Source organism: Silanimonas sp., from assembly GCF_027530345.1.
Lineage (GTDB): Bacteria > Pseudomonadota > Gammaproteobacteria > Xanthomonadales > Xanthomonadaceae > Silanimonas.
Map to the genome: position 1 here is coordinate 102,605 of NZ_JAPZQK010000022.1, position 19,103 is coordinate 121,707.

At 68.4% G+C, this 19,103-nt stretch carries 14 protein-coding genes; 7 read left to right on the top strand and 7 right to left on the bottom strand.

Features of this window, described 5'->3' with window-relative positions; genetic code table 11:
• The 5 genes from lipA (at position 1) to O9255_RS11805 (ending at position 8,808) form a co-directional block, all read left to right on the top strand.
• Positions 1-996 (top strand): lipoyl synthase, encoded by a 996-nt coding sequence (lipA, locus tag O9255_RS11785; protein WP_297867057.1) that lies wholly within the window; start codon positions 1-3, stop codon positions 994-996.
• Between the two features lie 69 nt (positions 997-1,065).
• Positions 1,066-3,258 (top strand): carboxy terminal-processing peptidase, encoded by a 2,193-nt coding sequence (locus O9255_RS11790; protein ID WP_297867058.1) that lies wholly within the window; start codon positions 1,066-1,068, stop codon positions 3,256-3,258.
• Positions 3,259-3,274: 16 nt separating this feature from the next.
• Positions 3,275-4,162, top strand: coding sequence for a drug/metabolite exporter YedA (gene yedA / locus O9255_RS11795; protein WP_297867059.1), 888 nt, complete (start codon positions 3,275-3,277; stop codon positions 4,160-4,162).
• Positions 4,163-4,320: 158 nt separating this feature from the next.
• Positions 4,321-5,199 carry an ABC transporter ATP-binding protein gene (locus tag O9255_RS11800; protein WP_297867060.1) on the top strand — a complete coding sequence of 293 codons (879 nt, stop codon included), beginning with the start codon at positions 4,321-4,323 and terminating at the stop codon, positions 5,197-5,199.
• Between the two features lie 12 nt (positions 5,200-5,211).
• Entirely contained in the window at positions 5,212-8,808 is a 3,597-nt protein-coding gene (locus tag O9255_RS11805; protein WP_297867061.1) for a M1 family aminopeptidase, read from the top strand.
• A gap of 100 nt (positions 8,809-8,908) precedes the next feature.
• On the opposite strand, the gene O9255_RS11810 is transcribed toward O9255_RS11805, so the two are convergent.
• The gene (locus tag O9255_RS11810) at positions 8,909-9,622 is read right to left on the bottom strand and encodes a WYL domain-containing protein (RefSeq protein ID WP_297867062.1); all 714 of its coding nucleotides are present in this window, start codon (positions 9,620-9,622) and stop codon (positions 8,909-8,911) included.
• An 11-nt stretch (positions 9,623-9,633) separates the two neighbouring features.
• On the opposite strand from O9255_RS11810, the gene O9255_RS11815 reads away from it, so the two are divergent.
• Positions 9,634-10,023, top strand: a complete 390-nt coding sequence (locus tag O9255_RS11815) for a hypothetical protein (RefSeq protein WP_297867063.1) — start codon at positions 9,634-9,636, stop codon at positions 10,021-10,023.
• Between the two features lie 174 nt (positions 10,024-10,197).
• Here O9255_RS11815 and O9255_RS11820 read toward each other — a convergent pair whose 3' ends face one another.
• From O9255_RS11820 to O9255_RS11835, 4 genes are read right to left on the bottom strand one after another with little or no spacing between them, the layout of a single operon-like run.
• Positions 10,198-11,376 (bottom strand): ABC transporter permease, encoded by a 1,179-nt coding sequence (locus tag O9255_RS11820; RefSeq protein WP_297867064.1) that lies wholly within the window; start codon positions 11,374-11,376, stop codon positions 10,198-10,200.
• The gene (locus O9255_RS11825; RefSeq protein ID WP_297867065.1) at positions 11,373-12,635 is read right to left on the bottom strand and encodes an ABC transporter permease; all 1,263 of its coding nucleotides are present in this window, start codon (positions 12,633-12,635) and stop codon (positions 11,373-11,375) included. Before O9255_RS11825 ends, O9255_RS11820 begins: the two co-directional genes overlap by 4 nt.
• Positions 12,636-12,648: 13 nt before the next feature.
• Positions 12,649-13,335 (bottom strand): ABC transporter ATP-binding protein, encoded by a 687-nt coding sequence (locus tag O9255_RS11830; RefSeq protein WP_297867128.1) that lies wholly within the window; start codon positions 13,333-13,335, stop codon positions 12,649-12,651.
• Between the two features lie 29 nt (positions 13,336-13,364).
• A complete protein-coding gene (locus O9255_RS11835) occupies positions 13,365-14,612 on the bottom strand; it encodes an efflux RND transporter periplasmic adaptor subunit (RefSeq protein WP_297867066.1) in 1,248 nt (415 codons plus the stop codon).
• A gap of 171 nt (positions 14,613-14,783) precedes the next feature.
• On the opposite strand from O9255_RS11835, the gene O9255_RS11840 reads away from it, so the two are divergent.
• Positions 14,784-16,007 carry a cation:proton antiporter gene (locus O9255_RS11840; RefSeq protein WP_297867067.1) on the top strand — a complete coding sequence of 408 codons (1,224 nt, stop codon included), beginning with the start codon at positions 14,784-14,786 and terminating at the stop codon, positions 16,005-16,007.
• Between the two features lie 21 nt (positions 16,008-16,028).
• On the opposite strand, the gene dxs is transcribed toward O9255_RS11840, so the two are convergent.
• On the bottom strand, positions 16,029-17,930 hold the full coding sequence (gene dxs, locus O9255_RS11845; RefSeq protein ID WP_297867068.1) for a 1-deoxy-D-xylulose-5-phosphate synthase: 1,902 nt from the start codon (positions 17,928-17,930) through the stop codon (positions 16,029-16,031).
• A 130-nt stretch (positions 17,931-18,060) separates the two neighbouring features.
• Positions 18,061-18,969 (bottom strand): hypothetical protein, encoded by a 909-nt coding sequence (locus O9255_RS11850; protein ID WP_297867069.1) that lies wholly within the window; start codon positions 18,967-18,969, stop codon positions 18,061-18,063.
• Positions 18,970-19,103 lie beyond the last annotated feature (134 nt).

Genomic DNA, 19,103 nt, shown 5'->3' on the forward strand with positions numbered 1-19,103 from the left:
ATGTCCACGCCGACCAAGACCATCCCGCTCACCGTGCTCACGCCCGACGCGCTCGAAGCGGGCAAGAAGCAGCTCGGTGGCGACAAGATCGGCAAGAGCCCGGTCCAGTTCGACGAGGCGCCCAAGCTGCGCAAGCCGAGCTGGATCCGCGTGCGCATCCCGGCCGGCAACGCCGTGCAGCAGCTGAAGTCGAAGCTGCGCGAGAACGCGCTCGTCACCGTCTGCGAAGAGGCGAGCTGCCCGAACATCCACGAGTGCTTCAGCCACGGCACCGCCACCTTCATGATCCTCGGCGAGGTCTGCACGCGCCGCTGCAGCTTCTGCGACGTGGCCCACGGCCGGCCGAAGCCGCCGGATGCCTCGGAGCCGCTGAAGCTCGCGCAGACGATCGCCGATATGCGCTTGAAGTATGTCGTGATCACCTCGGTGGACCGCGACGACCTGCGCGACGGCGGCGCCCAGCATTTCGCCGACTGCATCCGCGAGGCCCGCGCGCTGTCGCCAGCGCTGAAGATCGAGATCCTCACGCCGGATTTCCGCGGCAAGGGCCGGATGGACCGCGCTCTCGAGATCCTCGCGACGAACCCGCCGGACGTCTTCAACCACAACCTCGAGACCGTCCGCCCGCTGTACCCGAACGTACGCCCGGGTGCCGACTACGACTGGTCGCTGCAGCTGCTGCAGCGCTTCAAGGCCCAGCATCCGTCGGTGCCGACCAAGAGCGGCATCATGCTCGGCCTCGGCGAGACCATGGACCAGGTGAAGGAGTGCCTCGAGCACCTCCGCGCCCACGACGTCGACATGATCACCATCGGCCAGTACCTCCAGCCCACGGCGCATCACCATCCCGTGATGCGCTACTGGACGCCGGAAGAGTTCAAGGAACTCGAGGCCTTCGGTTACGGTCTGGGCTTCAGCCACGTCGCTTCCGGGCCGATGGTGCGCTCGTCCTACCACGCCGACCGTTCGGCGGCCGAGGCCGGCGTCATCGCCTGATGCGACGTCCGGCACATTGACCGGCCGCCCAATCGCGGCATGCTGCATCGAACGGACGGACCACATCCCATGCTGAAGCCGCTGCCCCTCGTACTCGCCCTCGCCCTGCCGCTGGCCCTCGCCGGCGCGGCCTTGTCGCCGCAGGTCGCCACCGGCAGTGCCGCCGCGGCCCCGGCTTCGGCCGCCACTGCCACTCCGGCCTTCCGCCCCACCGTCGACCAGCAGGGCGCCGCCCGCATGGTCTACGGCGTGCTCTCCGACAGCCGCTACGCGTACGCGCCGAAGCCGCTCGACGATGCCCTGAGCACCGCCATCTTCACGCGCTACCTTGAGAGCCTCGACGGCCAGAAGCTGTTCTTCAAGCAGTCGGACATCGATGCCTTCCAGAAGAACGAGCGCCGCTTCGACGACGCCATCAAGGGCCAGAGCCTGCAGCCGGCCTTCGACCTCTACACCCGCTACATGCTGCGCGTCTCCGAGCGCGTGGCCTTCGCCCGCGAGCGCCTGAAGGGCGAGTTCGACTTCAGCGCCGACGAGGTGTGGCGCTATGAGCGCGAGGACGCCGCCTGGGCCAAGGACAGCGCCGAGCTCGACGCGCTGTGGGAGAAGTACGTCAAGAACGACTGGCTGCGCCTGAAGCTCGCTGGCCGCGCGCCGGAGGAGATCCGTCGCACGCTCGACCGCCGCTACGCGCAGATGGCCACGCGAGTGAACCAGCTGAAGCCCGAGGACGCGTTCGAGACCTTCATGAACGCCTACACGGAGTCGATCGATCCGCACACCGGCTACATGAGCCCGCGCAGCGCCGAGAACTTCAATATGTCGATGCGCCTCTCGCTCGAGGGCATCGGCGCGGTGCTGCAATCGCAGGACGACTACGTGGTCGTGCGCACGCTCGTGCCGGGCGGCCCGGCCGCGAAGACCGGCCAGCTCACCGTCGGTGATCGCATCGTCGCGGTGGCGCAGGGCAATGGCCCGATGGTCGACGTGATGGGCTGGCGCATCGACGACGTCGTGCAGCTGGTGCGCGGCGCCAAGGGCACCACGGTTCGCCTCGACACCATCCCCGCGGTGAACGGCATCGACGGCGCGCATCGCATCGTCGAGATCGTCCGCGACCGCGTGAAGCTGGAAGAGCAGGCCGCGCGTCGCCAGCTCATCGAGGCCGACGGCAAGCGCATCGGTGTCATCCGCCTGCCGACCTTCTATGCCGATTTCGAAGCGAAGCGCCGCGGCGACGCCGATGCGCGTTCCGCCACCAACGACGTCGCCAAGCTGCTGGCCGAGCTGAAGGCCGAGAAGGTCGATGGCGTGGTCGTCGACCTGCGCGGCAATGGCGGCGGCTCGCTCACGGAAGCCGTCGAGCTCACCGGTTTGTTCGTCGATACCGGCCCGGTCGTGCAGGTGCGAGAGGCGGGCGGCCGCATCAGCATCGAGAGCGACGACGTCGCCGGGGTGGCCTGGGACGGCCCGCTGGCCGTGCTGGTCGACCGCAGCTCCGCCTCGGCCTCTGAGATCTTCGCCGCCGCCATCCAGGATTACGGCCGCGGCCTGATCATCGGCGAGACCACCTTCGGCAAGGGCACGGTGCAGAACCTCATCGACCTCGACCGCTTCCAGAACACCCGCGAGCCGCGCTTCGGCCAGCTGAAGCTCACCGTTGCGCAGTTCTTCCGCATCGATGGCGGCACCACACAGTTCAACGGCGTCGTGCCGGACCTGGCCTTCCCGGTGACGCTCGATGCCAGCGAGTTCGGCGAGAGCAGCTACGACAACGCCCTGCCGGCCAGCCGCATCCAGCCCGCCACCCATCGCACCTACGGCAATTTCGCGCCGATGCTGTTGCCGCTGGCGCAGCGGCATGAATCGCGCATTGCCAAGGACGTCGAGTTCGGCTGGTGGCGCGACGACGTGGCCGAGTTCCGCAAGGATCGCGAGGAGGGCACGATCTCGCTCAACGAGGCCACCCGCCGCACCGAGCGCGAAGAAGCCGAGGCGAAGCGCATCGCCCGCACCGCCGAGCGCAAGCGCCTGGGTCTCGACGACAGCCTGCCGAACCGCGCCGACGACGGCCTGCAGGCCGACGAGCGTGACGTGGCCGAGCAGGTGGCCGAGGAGAAGGCCGCTGAGAACCACATCGACCCGCTGCTGCGCGAGTCGGCCCACGTGCTGGCCGACGCGCTCGGCCTGCTTGCCGGCAACCAGCGCCTCGCGACGCAGGTGCTGCCGGAGTCGCGCCAGGCCACGCTCTGGGCGGATTGATCCCGCTCGCGTTTTCGTGGCGGCGCGCTTGAGCGCCGCCGCGCCGTCGCGCCTCGCCGTTGCCGCCGCGCTCGCGGCGGTCTACCTCGTCTGGGGCTCGACCTACCTCGCCATCGCCATCGGCGTGCAGGGCTACCCGCCCTTCGCGATGGGCGCGATCCGCATGCTCGCCGCCGGCGCGCTGTTCTACGCCGTGCTGCGCTGGCGCGGCGTAGCGCCGCCCACCCGCGCGCAGTGGCGCAACCTCGCGGCGATGGGCGTGTTCATGGTGCTGTTCGCCAACGGGCTGGTGAACCTTGCGCAGACCGAAGTCAGCAGCGGCCTCGCCGCGATTGCGGTGGCCTCGATGCCGCTGTTCGTCGCGGTGTTCTCCACCCTGCGTGGGCGCAAGCTCGGTGCGTTGGAGTGGACGGGGATTGTCGTCGGCCTCGGCGGCGTCGCGCTGCTGAACTTCGGCAGCGAGCTGCGCGGTTCGTGGCTCGGCATGGTCTGCCTGATCGTCGCGCCGCTGTCCTGGGCCTGGGGCTCCGTGTGGAGCCGCGACCAGGACCTGCCCACGCCCTTCATGAGCGCCGCCGGCCAGATGCTTGCGGGCGGCGTGCTGATGGCCATCGCGTCGCTACTGCTCGGCGAGCGCTTCGCCGGCGTGCCGCCGCTGGATTCGACGCTGGCTCTCGTCTACCTAGCGCTGTTCGGCTCGATCGTGGGCTTCACGGCCTACGTGTGGCTGCTGCACCACGTGCGCCCGGCGCTGGCGACCTCGTACGCCTACGTGAACCCGGCCATCGCGGTGCTGCTCGGCACCGTGGTGCTGCACGAGCGATTCGACGCCGACACCTGGGTGGCGATGGGCGTCATCCTCGCGAGCGTCGTGCTGGTGACGCGGGCGCCGAAGCGGGGCTGAGCTGCGCTTCTTGCCGCCCGATGCCGCGGCGCAGGCGTTCTCCGTGACCAAAGTCACCCCATGACCTGCCGCACATGCCCGTGGACGTCAAGCGGGACCAGCATGATCCCGTTCCATGACGGCGCCGAATGCGCCGGCCCATCCTGCCGGGGAAGACCATGCTGACCATCCACGATCTGTCGAAGACCTACGCCAACGGCGTGCGCGCGATCAACCACGTCACGCTCGACATTCCGAAAGGACTGTTCGGACTGCTCGGACCCAACGGGGCCGGCAAATCGTCCCTGATGCGGACCATCGCCACCCTGCAGGATCCCGACGAGGGCACGATCACCTTCGATGGCATCGATGTGCAGCGCGACAAGGATGCCGTGCGCCGCACGCTGGGGTACCTGCCGCAGGACTTCGGCGTGTACCCGAAAGTCAGCGCCGAAGACCTGCTCGACCACTTCGCCGCGCTCAAGGGCTACCGCCAGCGCAAGGAGCGAAGGGAGGTGGTCGAGTCGCTGCTGCACCAGACCAACCTGTGGGACGCCCGCAAACGGAAGCTCGGTACCTACTCCGGCGGCATGCGCCAGCGTTTCGGCATCGCGCAGGCGCTGATCGGCAACCCGCGCCTCGTGATCGTCGATGAGCCGACCGCCGGCCTCGACCCCGAGGAGCGCAATCGCTTCCTCAACCTGCTCAGCGAGATCGGTGAGCAGGTGGTGGTGATCCTGTCCACCCACATCGTCGAGGACGTGACCGACCTCTGCCCACGGATGGCGATCATCAGCCGAGGCACGGTGCTGCTGACCGGCCGCCCGCAGGAGGCCATCGAGGCCCTCAACGACCGGGTGTGGAAGGCGACCGTGAACAAGTCCACGCTGGCCGACTACCAGGCGCGCTTCGACGTGCTCTCCACGCGTCTGGTCGGTGGCCAGCCGGTGATCCATGTCTACGCGGAGTCCCAGCCGGAAGCCGGGTTCACGAAGATCGCGCCGGACCTCGAGGACGTCTACTTCCAGCGACTGCGCCAGCATGCGCAGGCCGCCTGAGGGAGCGCACCCATGTTCGGTGAATTCTTCCGCTTCGAGCTGCGCTACCAGCTCAGCTCCCCCTTGCTGTGGGTGGTGGCCGTGGTCTTCGGCCTGCTCGCCTTCGGCGCGACGTCGTCCGACGCGATCCAGGTCGGCAGTGCGATCGGCAATGTGCATCGCAATGCGCCGACCGTGATCGCCAACATGCTCGGCGTGTTCAGCCTGCTGGGGCTGTTCCTGATCGTGCTGTTCATCGCCAACGGCCTGCTGCGCGACCATGAGTTCGGAACGGCCGAACTGTTCTTCGCCACCCCGATGCGGAAGGCCGACTATCTATTTGGGCGTTTCGCTGCAGGACTGGTGGCTTGCCTCGCGATCTTCGTCGCCGTGGCGATCGGCATGATCGCCGGCCAGTTCATGCCCTGGATCGACCCCCAGCGCCTCGGCGCCTTCTCGCTCGATCCCTTCCTGTGGTCGTTCGCGGTGCTGGTGTTGCCGAACCTGCTGTTCGGCGGTGCGCTGCTGGCGCTGTTGGCCGCGGTCACGCGCAGCCTGCTGATGGTCTATGTGGGCATCCTTGCGTTCTTCGTCTTGTGGATCGTGGCCGGCAACCTGACCAGCGACATCGACAACGCCTGGATCGCCGCGCTGATCGATCCCTTCGGGCTGCGTGCGATGGGCCGCGCGGTGCGCTACTGGTCGGTCGAGGAGCAGAACACCCGCCTGCCGGAACTGACGGGATACCTCATCGCCAACCGTGCGCTGTGGGGTACGGTGGCGCTGTCGCTGCTGGGTGCGACCTATGCGCTGTTCAAGCCGATGCGCGCCGGCACGGGGTCGGGGCGTACCTCGAAGCGCAAGGGGTCCGTCGCGCAGGCGACGCCGGCAGCGACCACAAAGCCGCACGCGATCGCTGCGCATCCGCCACGCGCCTTCACCCTGCGTACTGCGCTCTCCCAGTTCTGGCGCCTGCTTCGCTTCGACACCTGGGGCGTGCTGCGCAGCGTGCCCTTCCTCGTGATGCTGGTGTTCGCGGTGGTGAACTTCTTTGGTGCGGCGCAGTTCATCGACACCATGTTTGGCGCCAAGGTCTTCCCAGTGTCCTACCTGATGGTGGAGGCGCTGCAGGGCAGCATGGCTCTTTTCCTGTTCCTGGTCGTGACGTTCTACGCCGGCGAGCTGGTGTGGAAGGAGCGGCAGGCGAAGATCAGCGACGTGTCCGATGCCTTGCCGGTCCCCGACTGGGTGCCGCTGGCCGCGAAGTGCGGCGCGGTGCTGGCGGTGGTGGCGGTGTTCAGCACGGCCGGGGTGCTGGCCGGCATGGGCTTCCAGTTGATGCGCGGCTATACCCACTTCGAGCCCGGCGTGTATGCGGCGTCGCTTGCGATCGCCGCGGTGCCCTTCGTGCTGATGGGCCTGCTCGGCGTGGCCGTGCAGGTCTTCACGAACAACAAGTTCGCGGGCTACCTGGCCGTGATCCTCATCTATGTCTCGCAGATCGTGCTGGGCGTGTTGGATATCGACCACAACCTGGTGCAGTTCGCGAGCGCGCCGACGCCGACCTATTCCGACATGAATGGCTTCGGCCACTACCTGACGGGCTGGGCCTGGTTCTCGGTCTACTGGCTGATGTTCGTGGTTTCGCTGCTGCTGCTGGCGGCTGCGTTCTGGGTACGCGGCACCGCGCCGTCCGGCCGCGAGCGGCGGCGGCATGCGGCCCAACGACTGCGTGGGCCGCTGGGCACGGCACTGGCCGTCGCCGTCGCAGCCTGGGCCGGGGTCGGCGGCTGGGTGTTCTGGAACACCAACGTGGTCAACGACTACATGTCCGGCGACACCGCGCTCGATCTTCAGGCCCGCTACGAAAAGGAGTACGCGCAGTACGCCGGCCTGCCCCAGCCGCGCATCAAGGCCATCGACACCGAGGTCGACATCCGTCCCGAGACGCGCAGCGTCACGATCCGCGGCAGCTACCGGCTGGTGAACCAGCACAAGGTCCCGATCGAGGCCTTCCACGTGCTGACCACGCGTGGGATCGAGCTGGCCTCGATCGACTTCGCGCCACACGAACTCGAGCGCTTCGACGAACCCCTGGGCTACCGCATCTACCGCCTGCGCGAGCCGATGGCGCCGGGGGCCGAGATGACCCTGCGCTTCGAGGTGCGCGCCGCCGAGCGCGGCTTCGGCAACAACGTGCTGCAGACCCAGGTGGTCGGCAACGGCACGTTCTTCAACTCCGGTGTTCTGCCGACTTTCGGCTACAGCACCGGGATGCAGATCGTCGACCGCAACGAACGCCGCGAGCGCGGGCTGGGCGAGGTGCCGCGGATGGCGAAGCTGGAGGACGAGGCGGCACGCGCCAACACCTACATCAGCGACGACGCCGACTGGATCGACTTCCGCACCAAGGTCTGCACGTCGCCCGACCAGATCGCGCTGGCGCCGGGTTACCTCGAGGCCGAGACGGAGGAGAACGGCCGTCGCTGCTTCGCCTACGCGATGGACCGCCCCATGCTGCCGTTCGCCGCCTGGCTTTCGGCGCGCTGGGAGGTGAAGCGTGACACGTGGAACGGGATCCCGGTCGAGGTCTACTACCACCCCGCCCATTCATACAACGTCGATCGCATGATCGAGGCGACGAAGGACTCGCTCGACTATTTCACTGCGAACTTCACTCCCTACCAGCACAAGCAGGTACGGATCATCGAGTTCCCGCGTTATGAGCGCTTCGCGCAGAGCTTCGCCAACACCATCCCGTTCTCGGAGTCGATCGGCTTCATCGCCGACCTGCGCGACGAGGACGCCATCGACTACGTCTACTACGTGACTTCGCACGAAGTGGCGCATCAGTGGTGGGCGCACCAGGTGATCGGTGCCGACGTGCAGGGCTCGGTCATGCTCAGCGAGTCGCTGTCGCAGTACTCGGCGCTGATGGTGATGGAGAAGAAGTACGGCCGTGACAAGATGCGTCGGTTCCTCAGGTATGAGCTGGACAACTACCTCGACCGGCGCGGCGGCGAACTGGTGGAGGAACTGCCGCTGTACCGCGTCGAGAACCAGGGGTACATCCACTACAACAAGGGCTCGCTGGTCTTCTATCGTCTGCGCGAGGAGATGGGCGAGGAAGCCCTCAATCGTGCGCTGCGCCGCTACCTGCAGGACAAGGGCTTCCAGCAGCCGCCCTACACGACCTCCGCGGAGCTGCTCGAGTACATCCGCGCCGAGGCGTCGCCCGAACTGCAGAGCCTGATCACCGACCTGTTCCAGAGGATCACCTTCTACGACAACCGGGTGGTCGATGCGAAGGCCACGAAGCGCGCCGACGGTCGCTGGGACGTCACTCTCTCGCTCAGGGCCGGAAAGATCTACAGCGACGGGCTGGGCAAGGAGACGCCGGCGCCGATGGATGACCAGGTCGAGGTGGCGGTGTTCGCGCGCGCGCCGGGCGCCGACGAGGCGGACGAGCGGGTGCTGTTCCTCGAGCGGCGTCGGATCACGGAGGCCGAGCCGACGATCACTGTGACGGTCGACGAAGCACCCTACGAGGTGGGTTTCGACCCCTACAACAAGCTGATCGACCGCGTGCCTTCTGACAACCGCAAGCGGGTGGCGGTGGTCGAGCCCTGATCGGATCCGGGGGCCCCGTTTCGGGGCTCCCGTTCCAAGTGCGTTGATCGGCCTTCCGGTCACTGCGCGAAACAGGCCCTGGCGTTGGAATCGGCAGCACCTAGAGGCCATCGAAGAACGTGTCGACGTCGGGCATCAGTTGTTTCGACGGGCGCAAGGTGAACGGCTCCTCCGCGACCCCGGCATCGGTCAGGCGATCGAGTCGAAAGTGACGGGCGGCATCCTTCCCGGAGTCCCATGCCAGCAAGTACCAGCAGGGCGGATTGAACAACAGATAGTGGGGCTCGACCTTTCGGGCCGAGGTGGCACCCGACCCATCCCGATACGCGATGCGCAGGGCGCGCTGGGCAAGGAATGCCTCCTGGATTCGAACCGCGATGCTTGGCTTGATGCTTCCGTACTTCGACGCGACGGCCGGTGAGGCGGACGCGCCCACGAGGACCCGACGCCTGAGTCGGGAAACGGCGCTTCGCTGTTGCTGGGGCAGCGCCAGGCCAAGCCGCTGCCGCACCGCGGGGAGCCTCGCCGTCATGAGTGGCCCCCCGACCCGCTCGGCAACGGCCAGCGCAAGAAGCACCTGCAGCGTGTCCCGGTGCCCTAGCCGGAGTCCGTCGAGGCCGTAGGTCCACCCCAGTCGGATGCCGCCACCGGCGCCGCGGGAGGCCTCGATCGGCAAACCACGCTCCCTGAATTCCGCGAGCAGCCGGTGGACGGTGCGCACGCTGACTCCCAATTCGTGCGCCAGCGAAGGTGCTGTCCAGTCATCGCGGGAGCGCAGCAGTCCGAGCGCACGCTCGCCGGTCTCTGATCTCATTGGCGTTTGGCATGAGTGAACATGCCATTTTCTGGCATGTCCATGGAGATTCTTCAAGCGCCGGCGATGACGCCGGTCCAACACGGAGAAATCAGCCAATGAACGACAAACAGGTGCACGAGATCGCGCTGCTACGGTTCATCAGTGGCGTCGACGCTGCTGACCAGAGGGCAGGGATGGAAACCCTCGGCGACTTCATCAGGGCACAGCCCGGCCATGTGTCACGCTCCATGTACCGAGACGAGGCCAACGGATGGTGGATCGACCATGTCGCTTGGGAGGACGCCGAAGCGGCGGAGCGCGCGATGCGGAGGTCCCAGGATGCGCCGGAGTTGGCAGGGGTGTTCGCCCTGATTGATCTGGACTTCCTGAGGATCTCGCACTACCAGCGTGTCTCCTGACGCCTCGCGCGAAAGGCATTGGTGCAATCATCGGGAGTGAGGCGGTTTTCCGGCCACGGCAGGTCGCTGCCGTCGCCTAACGGCACCTGCGGTCAGCGTGCGGGAGCGTAACGGTCCGCCTGCTGGTCCGATGCGCCATGGCGGCGACCCCGTGGTACACCGGTGGCGCCGGCGCTACTCCCGCAGCGCCGACGTCACCGGAATCCGCGCCGCGCGGATCGCGGGCGCAAGCCCGCCGATGAAGCCGATGCCGATCGCCAGCCCCAGCCCGATTGCGACGAGCTGCGGCGTGACCGCGAACTGGAATGCCACCTGCGTGAATCCGCCGCCGAGCGTGCTCACGGCATAGCCGTTGAACACGAGGTAGGCGAACAGCGCGCCGAGTGCGCCGCCGGAGGTGCTGAGCAGCAGGGCTTCCGCCATCACCGAGGCCACCACCGGCGAGGCACCGAAGCCGAGCGCGCGCAGCGTGCCGATCTCGCGGGTGCGGGCGGAAACGGCGGAGTACATCGTGTTGAGTGCGCCGAAGGTGGCGCCGAAGGCCATGATCAGCGCGACAATGCCCGCAAGAATCCCAATCGTCGCGGTGAGCTGGCCGCTCTGGCCCTGGTAGAAATCGAGCTGGGTCTTGGCTTCGACGTCGAGCTGGGGGTCTTCCTTCAAGCGCGCGGTCATCGCCGGCAGCACCGTTGGGGTCTTGAGCTGCGCGAGGATCGACGACACGCCACTGCGCCGCCAGGCGCCCTGCACGGTGCCGATGTCGCTCCACAGCTCGCTGTCGTACTTGCCGCCGCTCTCGAAGTGGCCGACGACGGTCCACGTCGAACCGCGGAAGCGCAAGGTCCGCCCGACCTCGAGGCCGCTGAACTGCGAGGCGGCGCCGTTGCCGACGATCAACTCCTGCACGCCGGGACGGAACAGCCGGCCGCGGGTGATGCGGAAGCCTTCGCGAAGCGTGAGACCCACCGGTTCGACGCCGCGCAGCGTCACGTTGGCGCCGGTGCGCTGCCCAGGGCGGGGCACTTCGGTGATGACGATCAGCTCGCTGCTGGCCAGCGGCGTGCCGTCGTCGGCGCGGGCGATGCCCGGGTCCTGCTTGATCAGCGTCGCCGAGCCGATGGCGAGGAAGCTCGCCAGCTCGCCGTTGCTGCCGCCGCGGGTGATCACCACCTGGTCGGTGCGCCCTCCGCTGCCCAACGTTTCGTCGAGGCCCGAGGACATCGACAGCAGGGCCACGAGCACGCCGACCACGCCGGCGATGCCGACCACGATCACCAGCGAGGGGCCGAGGCGCTCGGGGATCGAGCGCAGGTTCATCAGCGTGATCTCGCGCACCTGCGTCCACGTGCTCATGCGTCGGCCTCCGCGGGGCGCAGCGGACGGCCCATCACCCAGCGCCAGCCCATGGCCGGCCATTCGATGGCCTTGCGCAGCGCGAGTTCGAGCGGCGAATCCCCGGCGCGGCCGGCCAGCGCATCGACGATCTTCAGGCGCTGGGCGGTGAGCGCCGGCGGCAGGCCGACGAGCACGGTGAGCACCAGCACGCTGACGCCGGCCACGCCCCAGACGAAGGCGTTGGCGGTGATCGGGAATTCGGGGGGCAGGCCCTTCATCACTACGCTCGCCGTCAGCATGCCGGCCAGTGCGCCGAACAGGCACAGCGCGAAGCTCTCGGCCAGCACCAGCCACATCACCTGCTTGTCCTTGAAGCCGAGGCACTTCAACACCGCGAGTTCCGGGATGCGCTCGCGCACGGCCTGCGACATGGCCACACCCGTGAGGAACAGGATGGAGAAGAACACCGCGCCAGTGATCAGGTTGACGATCAGGCCGATGTCACCGAGCTGGCGGATGAAGCCGAGCTGGAATTCCTGCTCGCTCTGCGTCTTGGTTTCTTCGGAGGAGTTGGCGAACTTCGCGTCGATGGTGCTGGCGATGCGCTCGCTCTCGCCCGGATCGGCCACCTGGACGACGAACACGCCGGCGAGGCCCCGTGCCCCGGGGACCCGACCTTCATCGAACTGGCCGTAGTTCAGGTACATCAGGTTGGCGCGCTTCTGCCACTCGGCGTCCTTGCCGTCGAAGATGCCGACGAGCCGCCACTCCCAAAGCCGCGAACCGTCGGCCTTGGTCCAGATGAAGCTGTTGAGCGGGATGATGTCGCCCACCTTCCAGCCGTTCTGCTCGGCGAGCAGGCGTCCGGCGATTGCGCCGTCCTGCGTCGAGGTGAAGTTGCGCCACGCGTCTTCCGGCATCACCCACTCGGGGTAGGTCTCGCGCAGGCGCCGCGGATTCACTGCGAACTGCGGGAAGAAGCTGCGGCCTTCGCCGTACTGGCCGCCGAAGAACTGCGAGTGGCTGACCGCCGTGACGCCGGGCACGGCTTCGATCTGCGGCATCAGCCGCATCGGCAGCGCCTGCGTGAAGCTGGTGCTGGCCTGCGTGATCAGCCGGTTGGCGCCGAGGAAATCGGCGGCACCGGAGAACAGCGAGTTCACCGCCTGCAGCAGGCCCAGCAGCGTGAACGCCGCCGCCAGCGAGAGGAAGGTGAGGGTGGTGCGCAGCTTCTTGCGGGTGAGGCCCGAAAGCACGAGCCCGACGTACTTCAGCATGGGATGCCCGCGCTCAGTGCGCGGCCTCCTTCACCAACGCGCCCTTGTCGAGGTGCACGGTGCGCTTGGCGTACTCGGCGGCCTTCGGGTCGTGGGTGACCATGATGATGGTCTTGCCGAATTCCGAGTTCAGGCGCTGCAGCAGGCGCAGCACCTCGTCGGCGGTCTTGCGGTCGAGGTCGCCGGTGGGCTCGTCGCAGATCAGCAGGGTGGGGTCGCTGACCAAGGCGCGGGCGATGGCCACGCGCTGCTGCTGGCCACCGGAGAGTTCGTTCGGCTTGTGGCCGGCGCGATCGCCGATGCCGACGAGGTCCAGCGCGATGCGTGCGCGCTTGGCCCGCTCGGAAGCGCCCATCTCGGTCAGCAGCAGGGGCAGCTCGACGTTCTTCTGCGCGCTGAGCACCGGCATCAGGTTGTAACTCTGGAAGATGAAGCCCACCGTTTCGGCGCGCCACTTCGCCAGTTCGTCGGCGCCGTAATCGTCGATGCGCTGGCCGCCGACCTTCAGGACGCCTGAAGTCGGCGAGTCGATGCCGCCGATCAGGTTCAACAGGGTGGTCTTGCCCGAGCCGGACGGCCCCATCAGGGCGACGAAATCGCCCTCGGGGATGTCGAGCTGGATGCCGTGCAGCACTTCGACGCGCTGCTTGCCGCGCACGTAGGTCTTGGTGAGGTCGCGGATCTCGACCAGAGGGAACATCGACGGCGTGCTCATGGCGGCGGGATCGCTCAGCGGCCGGCGGCGGCGTTGACCACCACGCGCGCACCGTCGGCGAGGCCCTTCGGCGGCGCGACGATCACCGCCTCGCCACCGTTGAGGCCGGCAGTGACGTGGCGTTCGGCGTTCGCTTCCTCGCCCAGCGTCACCTCGATGCGCTTCGCCACGCCATCTTCGACCACGAACACGGCGGGACGGCCGGGCTCCTCGCCTTCCGCGGCGGGCGCGGGCTGCACGATGGCGGCCTCCGGCACGAAGGCGCCGGTGGGCTTCGGCGCATCGGCATCGACCGGAGCGAGGAAGCTCACGCGCACGCCCATGTCGGGGACGATGCGCGGGTCCTTGCTGTCGAGCGCGATGCGCACCTTCACCGTGGCCTTGGTGCGGTCGGCGGTGGGCACGATGGCGATCACGCTGCCCGGGATCGTCCAGTCCGGGTAGGCGTTGAGCACGGCGTTCACCACCATCTTCGGCTGCACGCGGCCGATGTAGGCCTCGTTGACGTCGACGTTCACTTCCAGCGAATCCATGTCGACCAGCGTGCCGATGCCGGTGCGGGTGAAGCCGCCGCCGGCCGAGACCGGCGAGATCATCTCGCCCGGCTGCGCGGCCTTGGCCACGATCACGCCGGCGAAGGGGGCGCGGATCTGCGTGTTGTCCACGCCGATGGCGGTGAGCGCCCGCTGGTCGCGGGCAACTTCGACGGCTTTCTCCAGGCTGGCGAGGCGCGCCGCGCGGGCGTCGCGGTCGGCCTTGGCCTGGTCGAACGCCGACTGCGCGACCAGCTGGCGGCCGATCAGCTCCTGCTGGCGCTTCAGCGTGGTCTCGGCCAAGGCGAGCTGCGTGCGCGCTTCGGCAAGCTGCGATTCGCTCGATGCCTGCTGCGCGCTGGCGAGCTCGAGCTGGGCGCTGGCGTCGGTGGCGTCGAGGCGGGCCAGCAGCTGGCCTTCCTCAACCTTCATGCCTTCCTCGATCAACACTTCGGCCACGCGGCCGGTGACCTTCGAGGAGACCGTGGCGATGCGCCGGGCGGTGACGAAGCCGGAGGCGTCGAGCAGGGTGGGCGGGCCGGCGTCGGCCGCGCTGCGCGCGACCGAGGTGTCGACGGGCGTCGGCCGGCCAGACATCAGCACCGCGCCGACGGCGACCACCGTGACGATCGCGCCGAGCACGATCCACTTGCGGTTCGAGGTCGGGCGCGCGGCGCCGGGACGGCGGTCGATGCGCAGGTCGCGCAGGTGGTCTTCGGGACGGCTCATTCAACACCTCGGTTCAGGGCGATCGCAGCATGCGGCGCCCGGCATGAAGGCACTGTGCCAAGTCCCGGGGCGGCGCGTCACTGACGAAAGTCAGTCGTTGGTGTGCCGCGGCTGCCCCGGCCCACGGCCATGCCCTAGGATGACGCCTCTTCAAGCACCCTCCACCGCGCCATGACCGAGCTGATCCAGCCCAAGACCGCCTACCTGATCGTGATGCTCGGCATCTTCGCCCTGCCGTGGCTGGTCTGGCGCCTGGCGCGCACCGAGGACATCGCGCCGCTGGTGGTGGTGCAGATCGTCGCGGGCATCCTGCTCGGGCCGGGCGTGGCGGGGGCGGTGTTCCCCGAGGTGCACCAACAGCTGTTCCAACCCACGGTGGTGGCCAACCTCAACGGCCTCGCCTGGTGGGCGGTGATCATCTTCCTGTGGCTGGCGGGCATCGAGCTCGACCTGCGCTCCGCCTGGGCCGGCCGTCGCGAGACCGCCATCACCGCCGGCCTGGCGATGGTGATGCCGCTGCTGGTCGGTGCCGCCGCGGCCTGGGCCCTACTGCAATGGATGCCCGGCCTACTCGGTCCCAAGGCCACGGAGCTGCAGTTCGTCGCGGCACTCGGTATGGGCGCGGCGGTGACCGCGCTGCCGATCCTGATGCTGCTGATGGAAAAGCTCGGCATCCTGCGCACGCCGCTCGGGCAGCGCGTGCTGCGTTACGCCAGCCTCGACGACATCGCGATCTGGATCGTGCTGGCGCTGATCCTCGTCGATGGCGACCGCCTTCTGCATCAGGTGGGCTTCCTCGTGGCCTTCGCCGTACTCGCGCCCTTCGTGCGCCGTCGGCTGCGTGCCGTGGGCGAGTTCGACCGCTGGGCGCTGGGCCTGATGTGGCTGCTGGCATGCGCGCTGGGTTCGGACGCGTCGGGCCTTCACTTCATGGTCGGCGCCTTCCTCGCCGGCGTCATCATCGACCGACATTGGTTCGCCGAGGAGCGCTTCGACCTCGTCCGCAACACCGTGCTGGTCTTCATGATGCCGGTGTTCTTCCTCAGCACCGGGCTGCGCACGGAATGGGATGCAGGCGGCAGCGCCGTGTTCATCGCTGCGGGCGTGCTGCTGGTGGCCTCGGTGATGGGCAAACGCCTCGGCATCACCATCGCCGCGAAGATCCTCGGCTGGAAGCCCGGCGAGGCCTACCTGATCGGCTGGCTGCTGCAGACCAAGGCGCTGATCGAGATCATCTTCGCGACCATCCTGCTGGACAAAGGCATCATCTCCGCCGACGCCTTCACCGCGCTGCTGCTGATGGCGGTGGCGAGCACGATGCTGACCATCCCGATGGTGCGGCGGCGCTACGGCGCCGCAGGCATTCCGGAATCGATGAAGTCCGCCGGGCACTGACCCGGCGGCCTCGCGCGGGGCTCAGCCCGCGGCCTTGAGCTCGGGCGTGGCCAGCGCCGGCCAGCGCTTCAGCACGCTGGCGCGGATCGAGGCGGCGTCGAGGCCGGCTTCGGCCAGCAGCTCCTCGCGCGCGGCGTGGTCCTGGAAGCGGTCGGGCAGGCCGAGCAGCAGGGTGGGCTTGATGACGCCCTCCTGCGCGAACAGCTCCAGCACCGCCGAGCCTGCACCACCCATCACCACGTTGTCCTCGAGGGTGACGAAGCCGTCGTGCGTGGCTGCGAGCTCGAGCAGCAGCTCGCGGTCGAGCGGCTTCACGAAGCGCATGTTCACTACCGTGAGGCCGAGTTCGGCGCCGACCTGTTCGGCGGCCGGCACCAGCGCACCGAAAGCGAGGAGGGCGACGCCCTTGCCGCGACGGCGCACTTCGGCCTTGCCGATCGGCAGCGTGTCGAGGGTGGTGGGCACGGCCACGCCGGGGCCGGTGCCGCGGGGGTAGCGCACCGCGGCCGGGCCCTCGTGCTTCAGGCCGGTCGTGAGCATTGCGCGGCATTCGGCCTCGTCGGCCGGGGCCATCACCACCATGTGCGGCACGCAGCGCAGGAAGCTCAGGTCGAGATTGCCGGCATGCGTGGCGCCGTCCGGGCCGACCACGCCGCCGCGGTCGATGGCGAACAGCACGTCGAGCTTCTGCGTGGCGACGTCGTGCACCAGCTGGTCGTAGCCGCGCTGCAGGAAGGTCGAATAGATGGCGACGACGGGCTTCGCGCCTTCGCAGGCCATGCCGGCCGCCAGAGTGACCGCATGCTGCTCGGCGATCGCGACGTCGAAGTAGCGCTCCGGGAATTCCTTGCTGAAGCGCACGAGGCCGGAACCTTCGCGCATCGCCGGGGTGATGCCGAGCAGCTTGGGTTCGGCGGCCGCGGCATCGCAGAGCCAGTCGCTGAAGATGTCGGTGTAGGTCGGCTTCTTCGCGCCGCCCTTGCTGATGACGCCGAGGTCCGGGTCGAAGGGCGAGACGGCGTGGTAGCCGATCTGGTCGCCTTCGGCGCGCTCGTAGCCCTTGCCCTTGGTGGTGATGACGTGGAGCAGCTGTGGGCCCTTCTTGCCCTTCAGCAGCTTCATCGCCTGAAGCATCGCCGGAAGGTCGTGGCCGTCGATCGGGCCGGTGTAGTGGAAGCCCATCTCCTCGAACAGCGTCGAGGGCACGAACATGCCCTTGGCGTGCTCTTCCCAACGCTTCATGAAGCGCGCTGCCGGGCTCTTGCGCTTGTCGCCGAGGATCTTCTTGCCGCCCTCGCGCACCGCGTTCAGCGTGTTCGAGGACATGAACTTGCCGAGCATCTTGGTGAGGCCACCGACGTTCTCGGAGATCGACATCCGGTTGTCGTTGAGCACCACCAGCACGTCGGGTTCCGGGTCCATGCCGCCGGCGTGGTTCAGCGCTTCATAGGCCATGCCGGCCGTCATCGCGCCGTCGCCGATCACCGCGACGACCTTGCGCGGGTCGCCGGCGCGCTGCAGGGCCGTGGCCATGCCGAGCGCGGCGGAGATGCTGGTGCTGCTGTGGCCGACGCCGAAGGTGTCGAACTCGCTCTCGCTGCGCTTCGGGAACGGAGCGACGCCGCCCTTTTTCTTCACGCTGGTGATGCGCTCGCCGCGGCCGGTCAGGATCTTGTGCGGGTAGGTCTGGTGGCCGACGTCCCAGACGAGGCGGTCGTTGGGCGTGTCGTAGAGCCAATGCAGGGCGACGGTGAGCTCGATCACCCCGAGGCCGGCGCCGAAGTGGCCGCCGCTCTGGCCGACCGATTCAATGAGGTACGCGCGCAGCTCGTCGGCGACGGCGGGCAGTTCCGATTCGGGGAACTGGCGCAGGTCGGCGGGCAGGGTGATGCGGGAGAGGCGCGGGTAGCGCTGGGGGTCCATCGCAGGCATCGGCAACAATTCGGTCGCGAATTGTCCGCCCGCGGGGGGAGGGGGGGCAAGCCGACGATGGGGCGGGATTCAGGCCGGTGGGGGCGCCGTCAGGGCGCCCGGCGCTGGTTGTCGGCCCGGCTTACGCCGCGTTGGCGTGGCCGACAGCGAGGGCGGCGTTGATGTAATCGGCCACGTCGGCCTCGCTGGCCCCGGAGGCACTGGCGATCTCAGTGAGCGTCGCCGGGGCCTTCAGCATCACCGTGGCGATGCGGAAGTGCTTGGGGAACTCGCGTTCCGCCTGCGGCCATTTCCCCAGTTGGAAGCGGGTGCCGGGGGCGTGGTCCAGCAGCCGTCCGGCGCCGCCGCCCAGGGCGAGCAGCCAGGTCAGGCGCGACAGCGGTTGCGGGTCGCCGGCCGCGCGAAGCGCCGCGGTCGCGGCATCGCCATCGAGGGTTTCGATCGATTCGGCCGGCAGATCGGCGTGGCCGTAGTCGATCAGGGCCTTCAGCGATTTCCCCGGGGCGAACTGCTGCGAAGCAGGGTCGACCACGAGGCGCGGGAGGCCCCCGAACTGCACGGCGAAGGGGCCGGTGGCGCGCGCAAGGCGCGCGGCCAAGCGGTTCGCCGACGCCGGTGCCGCGACGGCGGGCGCCTCGAGGGTGGTGCGGGTCGGGCTCGGGGCCGACACGGCGGCGGGGGCGACGACGACCGCCGCCTCGGGCATCGGGGTTTCGACGGCAGGCGCACTGGCCGGAGGGCCGCCGGCGATGGCGAGCAGCACGGCGCGCAGCGCCTCGGCCTCCAGCGGCGCGTCGATCCGATAAGCGGTGTCGGCGCGTAGGGCCTGGGTGAGGCCGATGGCGACCTTCCCGGCGTCGAAGCCCTTCATCCACGCCATCTGGCCGTACATCGAATCGAGATCGATCAGCACGGCGTCGGCGCCGGCTTCGTCCGAGAGTGCCCAGTCGCCCAGGTGCAGGCCCTCGAACAGCGCGCGGGCATTGGCCTCGTCGGCGCGGTCGAAGCCGGAAAAGCTGAGTCGGGGCATGGATGTGTCCGTGAAGAATCTGCCCGGGAGTATCCCGAGGCCGACCCTTCAGGGGCAACGAACCAAAGGCCCATGAACCGTGACGGCAGTCGATTTTTCAGGTGAATTGACGGTTCACAGGTATTTAATTGCCT